Below are 15524 nucleotides of genomic sequence, written 5' to 3'. Positions count from 1 at the left end.
GAAGTCTAGCAGTCGCAACAAAAGTCGTAGTTGTTTAAGGAGTCAGTAATGACGCGAAGTCATTTACATAAGTTTGGTGGTTCAAGTTTAGCGGATGCAGATTGCTATCGCCGTGTTGCACATATTCTACTTACGCATGGTCAGAGTGATGATTTAGTTGTGGTATCCGCCGCCGGAAAAACGACTAACTTCTTATACAAATTATTGAGCCTGCGCGACAGCGGTCAGTTGTGGCAAGAAGAGCTGCAAATTCTGATCAGTTACCAGCAGACGTTAATTGAACAATTATTATCAAACGAGCAAGCGCGTGATTTACGCGAACGTTTGTCTACCGACAAATCTCAGTTAGTCAGCTTATTATCTTTAGAGCAACGTAACGATTACCAATTAAACCAAGTGGTGAGTTTTGGTGAACGTTGGTCGGCGCGCTTAATGGCCGCTTTGTTACGAGAAATGGGCGTAGCTGCGACTCATGTCGATGCGTGCTCTATTTTGGTAGCCGATGAAGGCGCCGTACCCAATATTTTAGTGGCTGAGTCTCGTGATAAGGTACAGGCCTTATTAGCCTTGCACCCGCAAGAGCGTTTAGTGATCACCGGCTTTATATGCGCTAACCGCCACGGCGATACCTTATTGCTGGGTCGCAATGGTTCTGATTTTAGTGCCACCTTAATTGCCAGCTTAGCTGACATTGAGCGTGTGACCATTTGGACCGACGTTGAAGGGGTATTTAACGCCGACCCGAATAAAATTAATGATGCTAAATTACTCAAGAGTATGTCACTCGCAGAAGCTGACCGCTTAGCGCGCCTGGGCTCTCCTGTACTGCATTCTCGTACCTTACAGCCGTTATTTAATACCGACGTGAGCCTAGCAGTACGCTCGAGCTATGCTTCACACACCGACTTTACTCTAATTGCGCCACTGAGTTCATCAGCAAGTGCGCCAGTAGTGACTAACTTAAATGAAGTGGTGTTGTTTAGTTTTAAAATGAACGCAGATATTGAACCGTTACTGGCCATTTTGGATAAAGCTGGTATCACGCCGTTAGCTTATTGGTCGCTAGCACAACATAAGTTTGAGTTGGCGTTAACGCTTGAAAGCCAAAAACAAGTGCAAGCTTTGCTCACTCAATACAGCAGCGAATTTTTGATTGAAGAGTTGAGTGCCCAAACTGACTTAGGCCTAGTGGCATTAGTCAGTGCCGATGCTCATCACTTTAGACGCAGTTTTGCCCGACTACTCAGCCGTGATGCCAAACCGATTTATCAAGATGCATTAAGTTTGGTCACTTTAGTCCCGCAAGCTCAAGTGAGTTTATTGACCCAAAAAGTACATCGTCGTTGTGCTGGACCAAGAATGCGTATTGGAGTGTTATTGCTGGGAGTGGGTAACATTGGTGAGGCGTGGATTGATTTGTTTAAACGCGCCAGTCCAGCATTAGATCACGAACTTGAAGCCTCTGTTGAGCTTGTTGGTTTAGTCGGTTCGAAAAAAGCATTAATTTCTAACGACGGAATTAACCTTGAACAATGGCAGCAAGATTATCAACAGCAAGGTATTGAATGGGATTATGATCAGCTTTTTGATCAATTAGCGCAGTTATCATGCGATGAAATTGTCGCCTTAGATATCAGTGCGAGTGCTGCTTTAACCTTACAATATCCCGAGCTATTTGCCCGTGGTATTCATGTGGTAAGTGCCAATAAATTAGCCGGCTCAGGGCCATTGCCATTTTATCGTGAATTAAAGCAGCAGCTGAGTAATCGCCGCTTATTTTGGCGTTATAACGCCAGCTGTGGCGCAGGTTTACCTATTCAACATGCGTTAAATGACTTACGTAATAGTGGTGACACTATTGAAGCTGTGGGTGGTATTTTCTCGGGCACGTTATGTTGGCTGTTCGAAAATTATGATGGCAGTAAGCCGTTCTCAGAATTAGTACTGCATGCTCGCAGTTTAGGCATTACTGAACCTGATCCACGCGATGACTTATCTGGCCGCGATATGCAACGTAAGTTGTTAATCTTGGCTCGCGAGATTGGTTTAGCGGTAGAGCTAGACGATATTAGTCTTAACTCATTAGTACCTCAAGCTTTAGCAGAGTTGTCACTAGAAGATTTTTTAACACGCATCAGTGAGTTAGACGATGATTTGTTGCAGCAGTATGTCGCTGCGGCTGAACAGAACAAGGTGCTACGTTATGTGGCTTCGCTGGATAAAGTCGAAGGTAAGTTACAGGCTGAAGTGGGTTTGCAGTGGGTTGATAATAATCATCCTTATGCGAATTTAACCCCAGGGGATAATGTGTTTGTTATTCGCAGTGCGTTTTATCAAGGTAATCCATTGATTATTCGCGGTCCAGGGGCTGGGCGTGAGGTGACTGCTGCGGCTGTGCAGTCGGATTTGGTGCATATTTGCAAAGACCTGTTGCAAGAGTAGTTTTGTTAAAAAAGACCATTATTGATGGTCTTTTTTATGTCCTCTCGGGAATGTTTGTGAGCTGAAATTCAGCTCTTTTCTTTATTTGCCGCAAACCGCTCAACGCATAAATACTAAAATGTTAGATGACAAGTGTTCACATCTTGAAATGGAGTTCAAAATAATTATGAAAATCAAAGTATTTACTAAAGTGTTAAAACCTAAACTAAGCTTTTGGATGAAACCGATAGAACAAGCTGATTGTGGTTTACAAGACGAAATTAATTTATGGTTATCCACACAAACATCTATAGAAATCACCGAAATTAAACAAACTCAAAGCGGTGGGTCATTTATGCCAGCGACATTAAATATTACCATTTGGTATCAGTAATCTAATGAGATTGTTCCATGTAAGCTTAATCATCTCCTCGACATAAACGAACAATAGATAACAAAAATGAATAGGTAGCATAAAGCTGCGTCCTTATTCTAAGTGCTGAAAAAGCTCGATAATAGAAGAGCTTAGACTTTTTATTATATGAATATCCGATCGAGAGTTCGACCAATTTGAAGTGATGTTTATGGATACTATTTTTGCGAGTATTTAAAGATTGGCCCAGTCTTTAGTTATCTTTATTTATTCTCAGGTAACGAATACTCTTAAGGCGACACAATCTAAGTCGCCTGTGCTTAGGCTTCTTCTACTGCGTCATCTTTTAATGATTCAGCTGTTTTATCGGTTAACGTTATTAATAGGCCTGTGAGTAGGCTCATGCTGTAACCGAGTACGGCGCCAATAATAAGTGGTGGAATGATAGCGGCTAGATCAGCATTTAAGGCAAAAGTGATGCAACAACCGATAAAGGTGCCGGGAATAAAGGCGAAGTTTTTATTACTGGCTTGTAAGCACATAAATGCGGTGACAATGCCTGTTAATGCATAGCTGATCATTGGCGAACCTAGAACACCGCTGCCTGCAATAATTAACCAGCCCCAGAATACACCGGAAAGATTGGTCATCATCGCCATCATCATGCCTTTAGCACCTGTTTCTGTTTGAGCGAAAAAGGTACTGCAGCCCAGAAAGCCGACCCATGTCACGAGATGAAATACATCAGCAAGACCAGCCCAAACAGCTGCTAATAAACCAGCAGAAATTGCAATTTGCCAACGATGCGCCATGGTTGCCTCACAAAAGATTAAAATTAGAACGGTGAGTTCTAAATTTAGCACAATAAACTAAATTTAGGCAGTTAGGTTTTACAAAAGTCGATCCAGTTCGCAAATAAAAGCAACTGCTAATAAAACCAAACGTTATGCAACTCGATAATTGTGAGAGAGTCATCATGTCTACCGCACATTAACGCCAGATATAGTCACTAATGCTATTAACTTTGTTAGTACCTAAGTGTTAGCGCACTTTTTAAAAAATAATTTGAACATTATCAAATGACACTGTCTGCAGGCTGATGAACAAAAAGCCTGCAGATAGATGAACAAACGGCTGTTTTCAGCCGTTTTATATTGTCTATGATTTAGGCCTAGCGTTAATGTGATTATTACAAATTGCTTATTGATGGTTTTTTAGCTTGACTTAGTATGCAGTTAAACTAGTATATGGACATATAGACGTCCAAACGGCTAAATGGTTTAGGTTAAGTTAATCATTTTAGCTGATTGGTATAGACTCCTAAGTGTTACAGAAGTTAAAGGAATACATTATGGCTTTTCATCATGCACAACATGCCCAGTCGTTAAATCAGAGCTTGTCTGAGCTGAATGATATTAATGTGTCTTTTGAGTTTTTTCCGCCATCAACGCCAGCAATGGAAGAGATTTTGTGGAATTCTATTCGTCGTTTAGAACCATTGAACCCTAAATTTGTATCAGTAACATACGGTGCCAATTCTGGTGTACGTGACCGTACTCATAGCGTGATTGAACGTATCCAGAAAGAAACCAATTTACTCGCTGCGCCGCATTTAACCTTGGTTGATGCTAGTGATGAAGAATTGGTTGAGCTGGCAAAGCATTATTGGAATTCTGGTATTAGAGACATTGTGGCATTGCGCGGTGATTTACCTGACGGTAGCCCAAAACCAACTCGCTTTGCCAATGACTTAGTGCGTTTACTGCGCTCAGTGGCCGACTTTGATATTTCGGTAGCGGCGTATCCTGAAGTGCATCCTGATGCGCGTAATGCGCAGGCTGATTTAATTAACTTAAAGAAAAAGATTGATGCGGGTGCTAACCGCGCCATTACTCAATTTTTCTTTGATGTTGAATCTTACTTACGTTTTCGCGACCGTTGCGTTACAGCTGGTATAGATGTTGAGATTATTCCAGGGATATTACCTGTGACTAACTTTAAACAGACTAAGCGTTTTGCTGGCATGACCAATGTCGCTATTCCACATTGGTTACATCGTCAATTTGAAGGTTTAGATGACGACCCTGCAACACGTCAGTTAGTGGGTGCCAACGTTGCTATTGATATGGTGAAAGTATTGTCCCGTGAAGGTGTTAAAGATTTCCATTTTTATACCCTTAATCGTGCAGAATTAACGTATGCCATTTGCCATACATTAGGCGTGCGTCCAAAGTAGTACAGTGTAAAATTCACTCAATTTAAACCCCGTTAATGGTTCCATTAACGGGGTTTTTGTTTAAATATTCGACGTTTGCCGTATTCTTTTTTGAATATATTTAGCCTATGGTGGTAAGACAATAACCAATAACCAATAACCAATAACGAATGACTAAAGAGGTGTGATGATGAAAACATCCTTTTACAAGCTCGCTGCATTGGCTGGCATAACGATGCTAACTGTTATGACCGCAGAAGCTGCAGAAACAACTTCCCCACAACTGCCGGTTCCTGCTGCGGCTCAGCTATGTACTTCTTGCCACGGTGCACAAGGTCAAGGTATCGACATTATTGGCCCTCGTTTAGCAGGCTTATCTGCCGATTACATCAGCAATCAACTTGCGTTATTTCATGCAGGTAAACGTCAAAATCCAACCATGTTAGCAATGGCTGCAACGGTGCAAGGTGACAATATTGCTGTGGTAGCGCAATATTTTAGTCAGCAACCTGTTGCTGACATTCCGCTCCAATTTCGCGGTGACAAGGTTGGTATTAGCGATCCGTTCGAAAAATTAGCCTTTCAAGGTGACTGGTCACGTACCATTCCAGCATGTGTTAGTTGCCATGGTCCATCTGCCGTGGGTGGCGGGCAGTTTCCTCGTTTAGCGGGGCAGCAAGCCAGTTACCTTAAAACCCAATTATTAGCCTGGCAAGAGGGCTCTCGTACAGGCGATGCTGATAACATGATGGGCAATATTGCGCTGAAATTAACGGCTGCCGAAATCGATGGGTTATCTCAGTTTTTTGCCAATATAAAATAAGGACATGGCTATGAAATTATTATCGCTATTGACCATTGGCGCTCTGTTTAGCTTGCCTTTACAGGCCGATGAATTATTGACCGAAGTTCCGGCTAAGCCTACTGCGGTAAAATCGTCAGAGTCTTCGACGACACTACCCGATCGCCAAGCTGCATTACCTGCGCTGGAGAAAAAAGTTGATGCTGTTTATCTTCAACCCGCACCATTAACTGCTATTCCCGAGGGGGATTTTGGTGACAAGGTTCGGTTAGGTTATCAATTGTTTGTTAACACCCAACAGCTACGAGACAAGTACGTTGGCAATGAGCTCAATTGTGTTAACTGCCATATGAATTCAGGACGACAAGCTAATTCGTCGCCTTTATGGGCTGCATACTTTGCTTACCCTGCTTATCGTAAGAAAAACGATAAAGTAAACTCTTTTCAAGAGCGCATACAAGGTTGTTTTACCTATTCGATGAACGGTAAAGCTCCGGCGGCAAACTCTCCTGAACTTGTGGCAATATCGGCCTATTCTTACTGGTTGGGCATGAGCGGATTAATGGATCAATACAAGGTTGCAGGCCCAGTGCCTGAGTTGTCTGATGTGGAGTTGGTTAAAGGCGGTAAACGGGATGATTTCCCAATGCCAGCAGCTATTGCTAAACATTTGGATACTGCAGCGTTAAGCCAGCTTCCTGGGCGCGGCTATCCGAAAACACCTCAACCTGAACTGGCTTATTCTCCTGAACGTGGTCAGGTAGTTTATCAAGCACATTGCCAAGTGTGTCATAGTGAAGATGGCCAAGGACAAGTGATTGCTGGTGTTACTGCATTACCACCATTATGGGGAGCTCAAAGCTATAATTGGGGCGCAGGCATGCATAGGGTAAATACAGCTGCTGACTTTATTTATGAAAATATGCCGTTAGGTAAAAGCGTGCAATTAACGGTTCAGCAAGCTTGGGATGTAGCGGCTTACCTTAATTCGTTTGATCGGCCACAAGATCCTCGTTTTAACGGTGATGTGAGTAAGACTCAAGCCACCTATCATAAGCACCAAGGATATTATGGCCAATCCGTTGCCGGCAAGCCTGTTTTGGGCACGGCTTCGTATCCGGTTTTCCCGCTTAAAAATAATATAAAGTAATCATATTTGCTTAGTCTAAACCATTAATCTTTGTCAGTTATACCCATTAAGTTAACGTTTAATGGGTATTTTTATTGGTTGTTAATTCATTTTCAGAAATGTAATACGCAGAGCGCTTATTGAGCATGATGCTAAATGTCAGTATATTCAGTCATCATCATCACCATATAGGCTGGGCAATGACATTATTTACTTCAGCAGCACAATCGTGCCCACTTTGCCAGCAAGCTAACGGTTGTGCGATGGAGCAAGGATTAGCCATTGATGCATGCTGGTGTGCTAAGCAAACGTTAGACATGCCATTGATTATTGAGCAGTACAAAGCCGCATCTACTTTGGTTGATTTGCCGAATGGCCAATGTGTTTGTCAGTCATGTATGACTAAATTGGTGCAACAATTCAACATAGACCCCGTTGAAACTTATTCACCAGAACCAGAACCAGAACCAAAATCTGAATCAGAACTCAAACCATAACTATAGCCATAACTATAACTATAACCATAATCATAATCATAATTACCATTCATTAGGGGCGTTTCTATGCCAACGAAAGTGATTAATTTTAATGACAAGTTCTCTTTGTTCAACCAGCATTGGTCTCCTCGTGTAATTGCAGAAATGAATGACTATCAATTTAAATTGGTTAAAGTCGAGGGTGAGTTTGTTTGGCATGAACATGCCGATACTGACGAAGTGTTTATTGTAATGGAAGGAACGTTGCAGATCGCTTTTCGCGATAAGGACATTACGCTTCAGGCAGGGGAAATGTTTGTTATTCCTAAGGGGGTTGAGCATAAACCCATGGCGAAAAAAGAATGCAAGATCATGATTATCGAACCTCGAGGTGTCGTCAATACGGGTGAGATAGATAGCGATCGAACTGCGTTAAATGATCAGTGGATATAAAGCAGACCCTTTCTGGTTATTTATGACAGGCCTCTGTTCATGCGATCGCATTTCAAGCAATAGCCGCTGGTGTGACGTCAGCACGATGTTTAATGAGAAGTCGTTGTTAACCCAATGTTAATTTTTATTGTTAGCCTGCTGTTAGTCGGTATACTGAGGAGATTACTTTTTGGCAATTAAGCCTTAAAGACGGACATATAACGCTATGTATACTTGAGGATAATAATAATGCTTAGAAAAATTCTCGTTGTTGTCGCCACTATTATTGCGATCCCTTTTGTTGTCGCCCTATTTGTTCAAAAAGACTATTCAGTCACTCGTACTATCACCATAGATAAACCGATCTCCGAGGTTTTTGATTACGTTAAACATCTAAAAAACCAAGATAATTTTAGTAAGTGGGCGCAAATGGATCTCGAGATGGTGAAAGCCTACCGCGGTACCGATGCGACAGTAGGCTTTGTGTCTGCTTGGGCAAGTGAAAACCCAGATGTAGGTGTTGGCGAGCAAGAAATTATTGCCATAGATGAAGGTAAACGTATCGATTTTGAATTACGGTTTATTTCACCCTTTGAAGCGACCGAGCCTGCCTATATGAGCACTACAGCCGTTAATGCTAATCAAACTAAAGTTGATTGGGGTTTTAGTGGCCATTTTGCTTATCCAACTAACTTAATGTTTTTGTTTATCGATTTTGAAACCATGATAGGTACTGATTTACAGCAAGGTCTAGAGTCATTGAAAGTGGTACTCGAAAAATAATTTGTATGTGCATGAGCTAATGAATCATCTTGAAGATGATTCATTAGCTCATGCAGTGACTTGCCATGGTTAACTTAATCGGGGTAATCTAAAAAATGCAATCGTTGCAGTGGAGTTGGGCCACCGTAACCATAATAAAAATAACCAAACATCTAATAATTATAATATTCGACATAAGTCATTACTCATTATGAGGTTTTTTACATGGAAGCAGTCACGCAATTTGTCAGTATGATTAACGGTATAGTATGGGGCGTTCCCATGCTGATTTTGATTTTAGGGGTCGGGCTGTTTCTGTCGATAGGCTTAAAATTTATGCCTATTTTAAAGCTGAATCGAGGTTTTAAATTATTATGGTCGGGTCGTCAGGTTACTGATGAAAGTGAAAAAGGTGATGTCAGTCCGTTTAATGCTCTCATGACTTCATTATCGGCCACCATTGGTACGGGTAACATCGCTGGTGTGGCTACGGCGATTTTTATTGGCGGACCCGGGGCATTATTTTGGATGTGGTGTACGGCGCTCGTGGGTATGGCGACTAAGTTTTCGGAAGCTGTACTGGCGGTAAAATATCGTGAGACCGATGCTAATGGAAACCATGTTGGCGGCCCGATGTATTACATCAAAAATGGTTTAGGCAGTAAATGGGCCTGGTTAGGCACTGCATTTGCTCTGTTTGGATCTATTGCCGGTTTTGGTATTGGTAATACTGTACAAGCTAACTCAGTCGCTGATGCAATGAGCAGTAACTTTGGTGTACCTAATTGGGTTACTGGTGTGGTGTTAATGGTGCTAGTGGGTGCGGTACTCATGGGCGGTATTAAACGTATTGCTGAAGTGGCGGGTAAGTTAGTGCCATTGATGACGGTATTTTATATTACCGCAGGTTTAGCGGTATTGATTGTATATGCAGACGAAGTGCCTGCTGCTTTTATGTTGATTATTGAAAGTGCCTTTAACCCAGTAGCAGCTCAAGGTGGTTTTGCGGGTGCAGCGGTATGGGCTGCGATTCGTTTTGGTGTAGCACGTGGTGTCTTTTCAAATGAAGCGGGGTTAGGGAGTGCGCCAATTGCTCATGCGGCGGCGCAAACTAATAACCCAGTGAAACAAGGTTTAGTGGCCATGTTAGGGACGTTTATTGACACGCTCATTGTGTGTTCAATAACGGGCTTGGCGATTGTAGTTTCTGGTGCGTGGACATCTGGCGAAAACGGCGCTGCATTAACCTCTCTTGCATTTTCACATGCTTTGCCCATGGGTAATTATATTGTGGCCATCGCATTGGCTGTGTTTGCCTTTACCACTATTTTAGGGTGGAGTTTTTACAGTGAAAAATGTATTCAATACTTATTGGGCGACAAAGCGGTTAAGCCATTTCGTCTAATCTGGACCTTGGTTGTGCCTTTGGGTGCAGTAAGTTCGCTAGAGTTTATTTGGTTATTAGCCGACACGTTGAATGCGATGATGGCAATTCCAAACTTAATTGCGTTAGTGCTATTAAGCCCTGTGGTATTTGGCTTAACCCGTGAATACTTTATCAAGCAACGCGCACTAAAAGCCAAAGCATAGAGTGAGTAAATCGTGTGGGTAAATAGTGCAGGTGCATTGTTCGGATAATTTGTTCGGATAATTTGTTCGGATAATTTGTTTGGCTGAATCGCTTGGCTAAATCATTCAGCAATCGCCGGATAATGGCACCGAGCAATATAATTCAACAATAATAATAGCTAAGCATGTTTATCAGTACATTGATAAACATGCTTTTTTAAAAGGATTTTTTATGAAGCACGTTTTTTTTACTGCCTCTGTTGTCGCTATCTTGAGTATGGTATTTGTGTCGGGTTGCTCTAACCTGTCACTGCGAACCAATGCGGGTACAATTGCGCTAGGCAATGCCACAATAGCTGGAGTTGATACCTATACCTCAGCAGAAATGTCTAGGTTCAAAGCACAGTTTCTTGGCGATGTGACCACGTCATATTGTGAAAATTCATCGGATCCTGAAAAGTTAGATGATCTTCCAAGTTTGTCTTCAATGACTAAGTCACTCAAATTACAAGTGACTCAACGAGGCGGTAATGCCATTGTGTTGAAGCAATGTGGCAAAGTTAATTACCCGTCTTGTGCTGTTTATTTAGAGTGTAACGGCGAGGCATATGTCATCGACCGTGGCTTATAACTAGACCCATCTTTCTAGCGCCTATTGGAGTCATGCAATAGGCGCTAATCTAATCGTTTACTGAATCGCATCGCTGCAATCCATAATCCAATGACTGTAAAACCCACCAGCCATAACACATCGCTAATTAACTCACCCAACGTCGCCCCTTTTAACACAATCGCTCGGATCACCCGCATAAAATGGGTCCCTGGTAGTGCTTCAGCAATCCATTTGGCTGCCGTCGGCATGGCTTCTAATGGGGTGATAAATCCAGAGAGTAATATGGTCGGTAATAATACAAAAATGGTCATTTGCATGGCTTGTAGCTGGGTTTTTGCAATAGTGGAAATGATTAACCCTAATGTCAGACTCGCGGTAATAAACAGTAAAGTGCCTAATAATAAATGACTGATAGCGCCATTGATGGGCACTGCAAAAATAATATTGCCCAAGCCCAAAATAATGGTCATTTGCACTAAGCCGATGACGATGTAGGGTAATATTTTTCCAATCATTAGTTCTATTGGTTTAATCGGAGTGGTGATTAATAATTCAAGATTACCGCGTTCACGCTCACGAACGATGGCTGATGAAGTAAACAGTACCATGGTCATGGTCAGAATGACGGCGATTAAACCTGGAACAATATTTACCGCTGATCGCTGCTCCGGATTATAAAACAAGCTAACTTCAAACCGAGATTGGCTGCTGGTTTGCTCCGGTACAATATCGTTGAGCGATAGGTTTCGCAGTTGCTTTATCGCGCCAGCAATCATGGTGTCTGAACCATCGACTATCCATTGGCCAATCGGTTCATTGCGAGCGATTTTTTCGTTCAACGTAGGCGGTAAAATTAATGCCGCTTTAATGTCGCCACGGCGAATAGCAGCCTGAGCTTGCTCGGCAGTGGTGAGATAGGATGTGACTTCCACTACCTGGGTGACTTTTACCGCCTCGACTATCCAGCGCCCTGCTGCTGAGTCACTTTGATCAACAATAGCGACTGGTATTGCCCGTACATCAGTATTGATGGCATAGCCGAATAACAACAGCTGGATCAGCGGGATCATTATCACCATAGCAAAGGTAATTCGATCGCGCATAAGCTGCTTAACTTCTTTAGCGGTAATGGCGTGAATGCGCATGTAGCTATGGCGAATACTGTTCAGCATGTTGTTAGCCCTTATGTTGCTTCATGGGAGGCTGGAACACGCTGTCCAGTATGACTGACAAAAACGTCTTCAAGATTAGCGCTAACCAAGTGAATATCTTGCAGGTTAACGGGGCGATTATGCTGTTGGCACTGATGCAGTAGCCAAGAGATAGGATCTGCCACTTGTTTGCTGACCAAGACCCGTAATCTATGGCCTAACTGCGCCGCAGAGGTTACTTCAACGTGACTGATTAATGCTTGTTTTAACAGCCTTAAATCAGTGGTGTTGATTTCAACCACATGGGCATTGATGTTATCCATTAATGCTTTTGGCGTGTCATCTGCTCTGATCCTGCCTTTTTCCATAATGGCAATTTTATGGCAGCGTTCGGCCTCATCCATATAATGGGTAGTCACTAAAATACTGGTGCCTTGTTCAGATAAATCGAACAGTTGCTCCCAAAAGTCACGCCTGTTTTGTGGATCAACGGCTGAGGTGGGTTCATCTAAAAACAGTAACTTAGGTTGATTTAAACAGGCGCAGGCAAGGGCCAATCGTTGTCTTTGTCCACCGCTGAGGGTGCCAGCCAGTTGATGTTGATACTGGCTTAGCTTGTAAGTGCTTTGCAGCTGATCAATGCGTTTTTTGCAGGTGCTACTGTCGATACCATAGATTCGGCCAATAAATTGCAGGTTCTCTGTAACCGTTAAGTCATCGTAGAGAGAAAACTTTTGGGTCATATAACCAATGTTATGGCGTAATGCTTCAGCCTGCTCCGGGATGGCTAACCCCATGACATTGATGGTGCCTTCGGTGGGAGTGAGTAAACCGGTTAACATTCTAATGGTGGTTGATTTACCACAGCCATTTGGGCCTAAAAACCCATAAATGTTGCCTTTCGGCACCAATAAATCTAATTGCTCGACCGCAGCAAAGTCGCCAAATTTTTTGGTGAGGCCATGAGCTTGAATTACCCATTGTGGGTCTACGGATGGTGTCATTTTTGTGTCGGCAATATAACTTGGGCTGGTATGCCCGTAGGTAGCTCGCTGGCCGAACTGTCTAAATTGACTTCAGCTAGAAAAGCTAATCGTGACCGATCTGATTGATTCAGCGCGTAGTAGGGGGTAAATGCTGGTTCAGTACTTATCCAACGTAGTGTGCCGTTAAATGTGCCGTCGATACCATCTACACTGACCGACAACGTTTGGCCAATGTGAAGTTTGGCAGCATAGGGTTCAGGTATATACACTCTGGCGTAGGGCGCTGCATCAGCTTGAATAACTGCAACGATTGCACTCAGTTGGACGCGTTCGCCTACATTGTAAGGTAAGTTATCTAGCTTACCGCTGCGAGTTGCACGAATGCTTAAGTCGCTGTAAACCTGCTGCTCGTAACGTAGGTTGGCATTGGCAGCATCGAGTGCCGCTTGGGCTTGAAAAATATCTTCTTGGCGAACACCTTTGATTAATATGGTTAGCCGATCGTTGGCGGCGTCATATTCTGCATTGGCTTGATCGCGAAGCGCTAAAGCACGATCGCGTTCTGCTTCACTGACTAGATTTTTTAATAATAAACTCGCGCTGCGTTGATAAGACTTTTGTGCTTCTATTTTGGCGGCGTTAGCACTTTTTAATGCCGAATTGGCACTGGCGATATCTTCAGGGCGCTCGCCATTGGTGAGTTTTAGTAAGTAGGCTTGGGCTTTGACCACTTCGGCTTGCATTACCGCTAAGCGCGCGGCTTGTTTTTGGGTATCAAATTGGACTAATAAATCACCGGCGTTGACTTGCATGCCTTTTTTAATGGGTTGTGCAGTAATGATTTCTGCGGCGGTTGAACGAAGAATGACTCGATCGCGCTCTAAGGTACCTAATGCTTGTGAAGGGGTGGCTGGGGTGCAGCCACTTATTAATATCAAGCTGGAGAATAACGTTGAAAATAACGCTGAAAATAGAATGTGTTTCATAGTAAGTCTCAACCATCGTGGTCATTACACTATAGCAAACTTGTCGTGTAACAATGCATTAGCTTATTTGATGACTGCACTTGTAAAGCCAGCTAAGTGTGACCTATGCCACACTTAGCGAGTTTCCTTTGTTTACTCTTTATTCGAAGTTGTTATCAAATTCTGAATCTTCAAATAAGTCGACAGCAGAAGTCGGGACAACATTTTTGAATTGGCGTGCAAAATGACGTTGCACCCCTTTTAAGTCGATATTGCCGATACCAGACGCAAAACCAAACCAAGCATACAGACCGCTAATGTCTTCAAACATTGGGGGTAAATATTTAGGGTGAGCAATAATGCCTTCTTGGTAAGCTTGATACAGAACAGGAATGTCTTCGATGGCTAATTTACCCAAAAACAGCATTGGGATTAGTTCTGGTAAACCTGTGCTGATGGCGCTACGAATAAAGTTAATGTTTTCAACATAACCGCGTACGTAGGAGATATCTTTAGTGAAAAAGCTGCCACCACCAACCATGCCACCACGAAACACCCGTTGAGTAACACGATAACTGTCTTTTGAACTCAGGTTGAGGTTTCTAAAGTATCGATAGACTTCAATAAAGTCGGCACCTTGTTCTGCCATGTCGACAGCAGATACTCGATCGCTAATTCGACGAGCACGGCCTGGATTTGAGCTTAATGTCAGCATTTCCATCAACACTGCTAAGCCTTCCTGCGACGCTGTCACTCGTGGTGAACCAACACTGAGCCAAGTTGCATGTGGTTGCGCCCGACCATTAAGTGTGGTGCCCACATGCACCCAGCCTTCGTGCACTTCATATACATTGAGATCCGATTCGCTGAACATGGCGCGGGTATTGAGCTTAACGGTATCGCCACCTACTGCCGCATCAGAGACAATACCATCGCTCAATTTAACGTGAATTTCATCGTTATGAAAATACTTCACTAAGCGTTCGCTAAGAATAGTTACCGCTTCTGGGGCGGTCACAATTTTAGGATGACGGCTACTCATGTGACGCGCTGCTGGCAGCGAAAATATATGGCTTAAGCGATCGCCCAGTTGGCGTACCGTATGACGATCGCCATGTAATTTGTCGCTCGCACTGCCGTACAATTCTTGGCTGAGTTTACCAAACATTGGCTTGCCGCGGTTATGCAGCATGTCTATTACTATTCGATATTGGTCAATGTTAGCCAGTAAAATTTTACCTAGCTTATCGCGTTTGCCTAAACCTCGCTCAACGGCACTTTTTAACCCTTGTAGGTCGGTCTGGGTCTGATCTGCGTTAAATGATAAAGGAATCGATTGATAGAAATCATTACTGACGTTGGGTAATTCTTTGCTTTGTTTGGCTAAAAAGTCATCTTCAACTTGTCTTGGCCATTTTATCGAATCCAAAATTTTAATCGGTGCTTGGATGCGAATTAATTCATCAGAAAAACGACGAATATCTTGTTGATAACGCAATAAAGAGTCAGACATTGTCTTTTCCTAATCTTGAGAATGTTGTAAGCAGTATTAGCACTTATATTAGCAGATGTTGATCGCAAAACGGCAATGAAAAAATACCTCAAATGTAGCACTGTTTTGGTGCGACAA

The 15524-nt window shown here is 42.9% G+C and carries 15 protein-coding genes; 10 read left to right on the top strand and 5 right to left on the bottom strand.

Going from position 1 to position 15524, the window contains the following annotated elements; genetic code table 11:
- Window positions 1-48 precede the first annotated feature (48 nt).
- Together GUY17_RS18350 and GUY17_RS18345 are read left to right on the top strand one after the other, a co-directional pair.
- Window positions 49-2442, top strand: a complete 2394-nt coding sequence (locus GUY17_RS18350; protein WP_162023934.1) for a bifunctional aspartate kinase/homoserine dehydrogenase II — start codon at window positions 49-51, stop codon at window positions 2440-2442.
- Window positions 2443-2608: 166 nt separating this feature from the next.
- Window positions 2609-2815, top strand: a complete 207-nt coding sequence (locus tag GUY17_RS18345) for a hypothetical protein (RefSeq protein ID WP_162023933.1) — start codon at window positions 2609-2611, stop codon at window positions 2813-2815.
- 299 nt (window positions 2816-3114) lie between these two features.
- On the opposite strand, the gene GUY17_RS18340 is transcribed toward GUY17_RS18345, so the two are convergent.
- On the bottom strand, window positions 3115-3606 hold the full coding sequence (locus GUY17_RS18340) for a DUF1097 domain-containing protein (protein WP_162023932.1): 492 nt from the start codon (window positions 3604-3606) through the stop codon (window positions 3115-3117).
- 539 nt (window positions 3607-4145) lie between these two features.
- Here GUY17_RS18340 and metF point away from each other — a divergent pair.
- From metF to GUY17_RS18300, 8 genes are all read left to right on the top strand, one after another.
- Window positions 4146-5030, top strand: a complete 885-nt coding sequence (gene metF, locus GUY17_RS18335) for a methylenetetrahydrofolate reductase (protein WP_011638965.1) — start codon at window positions 4146-4148, stop codon at window positions 5028-5030.
- A gap of 214 nt (window positions 5031-5244) precedes the next feature.
- Window positions 5245-5832, top strand: coding sequence for a c-type cytochrome (locus tag GUY17_RS18330; RefSeq protein WP_243756329.1), 588 nt, complete (start codon window positions 5245-5247; stop codon window positions 5830-5832).
- 10 nt (window positions 5833-5842) lie between these two features.
- Window positions 5843-6961, top strand: a complete 1119-nt coding sequence (locus GUY17_RS18325; RefSeq protein WP_254439833.1) for a c-type cytochrome — start codon at window positions 5843-5845, stop codon at window positions 6959-6961.
- Window positions 6962-7140: 179 nt separating this feature from the next.
- Entirely contained in the window at window positions 7141-7437 is a 297-nt protein-coding gene (locus GUY17_RS18320) for a cysteine-rich CWC family protein (RefSeq protein ID WP_162023931.1), read from the top strand.
- Between the two features lie 66 nt (window positions 7438-7503).
- Window positions 7504-7869, top strand: coding sequence for a cupin domain-containing protein (locus GUY17_RS18315; RefSeq protein WP_162023930.1), 366 nt, complete (start codon window positions 7504-7506; stop codon window positions 7867-7869).
- 228 nt (window positions 7870-8097) lie between these two features.
- Window positions 8098-8631, top strand: coding sequence for an SRPBCC family protein (locus GUY17_RS18310; protein ID WP_162023929.1), 534 nt, complete (start codon window positions 8098-8100; stop codon window positions 8629-8631).
- A 204-nt stretch (window positions 8632-8835) separates the two neighbouring features.
- Window positions 8836-10200 (top strand): sodium:alanine symporter family protein, encoded by a 1365-nt coding sequence (locus GUY17_RS18305; RefSeq protein ID WP_162023928.1) that lies wholly within the window; start codon window positions 8836-8838, stop codon window positions 10198-10200.
- A gap of 211 nt (window positions 10201-10411) precedes the next feature.
- Window positions 10412-10810, top strand: a complete 399-nt coding sequence (locus GUY17_RS18300; RefSeq protein ID WP_254439832.1) for a hypothetical protein — start codon at window positions 10412-10414, stop codon at window positions 10808-10810.
- A gap of 44 nt (window positions 10811-10854) precedes the next feature.
- On the opposite strand, the gene GUY17_RS18295 is transcribed toward GUY17_RS18300, so the two are convergent.
- The 4 genes from GUY17_RS18295 to GUY17_RS18280 form a co-directional block, all read right to left on the bottom strand.
- The gene (locus tag GUY17_RS18295; protein ID WP_101085123.1) at window positions 10855-11964 is read right to left on the bottom strand and encodes an ABC transporter permease; all 1110 of its coding nucleotides are present in this window, start codon (window positions 11962-11964) and stop codon (window positions 10855-10857) included.
- A gap of 11 nt (window positions 11965-11975) precedes the next feature.
- The gene (locus tag GUY17_RS18290; RefSeq protein WP_162023927.1) at window positions 11976-12947 is read right to left on the bottom strand and encodes an ABC transporter ATP-binding protein; all 972 of its coding nucleotides are present in this window, start codon (window positions 12945-12947) and stop codon (window positions 11976-11978) included.
- Window positions 12944-13915, bottom strand: a complete 972-nt coding sequence (locus tag GUY17_RS18285; RefSeq protein WP_101085125.1) for an HlyD family secretion protein — start codon at window positions 13913-13915, stop codon at window positions 12944-12946. The genes GUY17_RS18290 and GUY17_RS18285 overlap by 4 nt, the downstream gene beginning before the upstream one ends.
- Window positions 13916-14054: 139 nt before the next feature.
- On the bottom strand, window positions 14055-15407 hold the full coding sequence (locus GUY17_RS18280) for a flavohemoglobin expression-modulating QEGLA motif protein (RefSeq protein WP_162023926.1): 1353 nt from the start codon (window positions 15405-15407) through the stop codon (window positions 14055-14057).
- Window positions 15408-15524: the final 117 nt, after the last annotated feature.

Origin of the sequence: Shewanella sp. Arc9-LZ, assembly GCF_010092445.1 — a bacterium.
Classification (GTDB): Bacteria; Pseudomonadota; Gammaproteobacteria; order Enterobacterales; family Shewanellaceae; genus Shewanella.
This window is presented reverse-complemented; position numbering and strand designations above follow the sequence as displayed.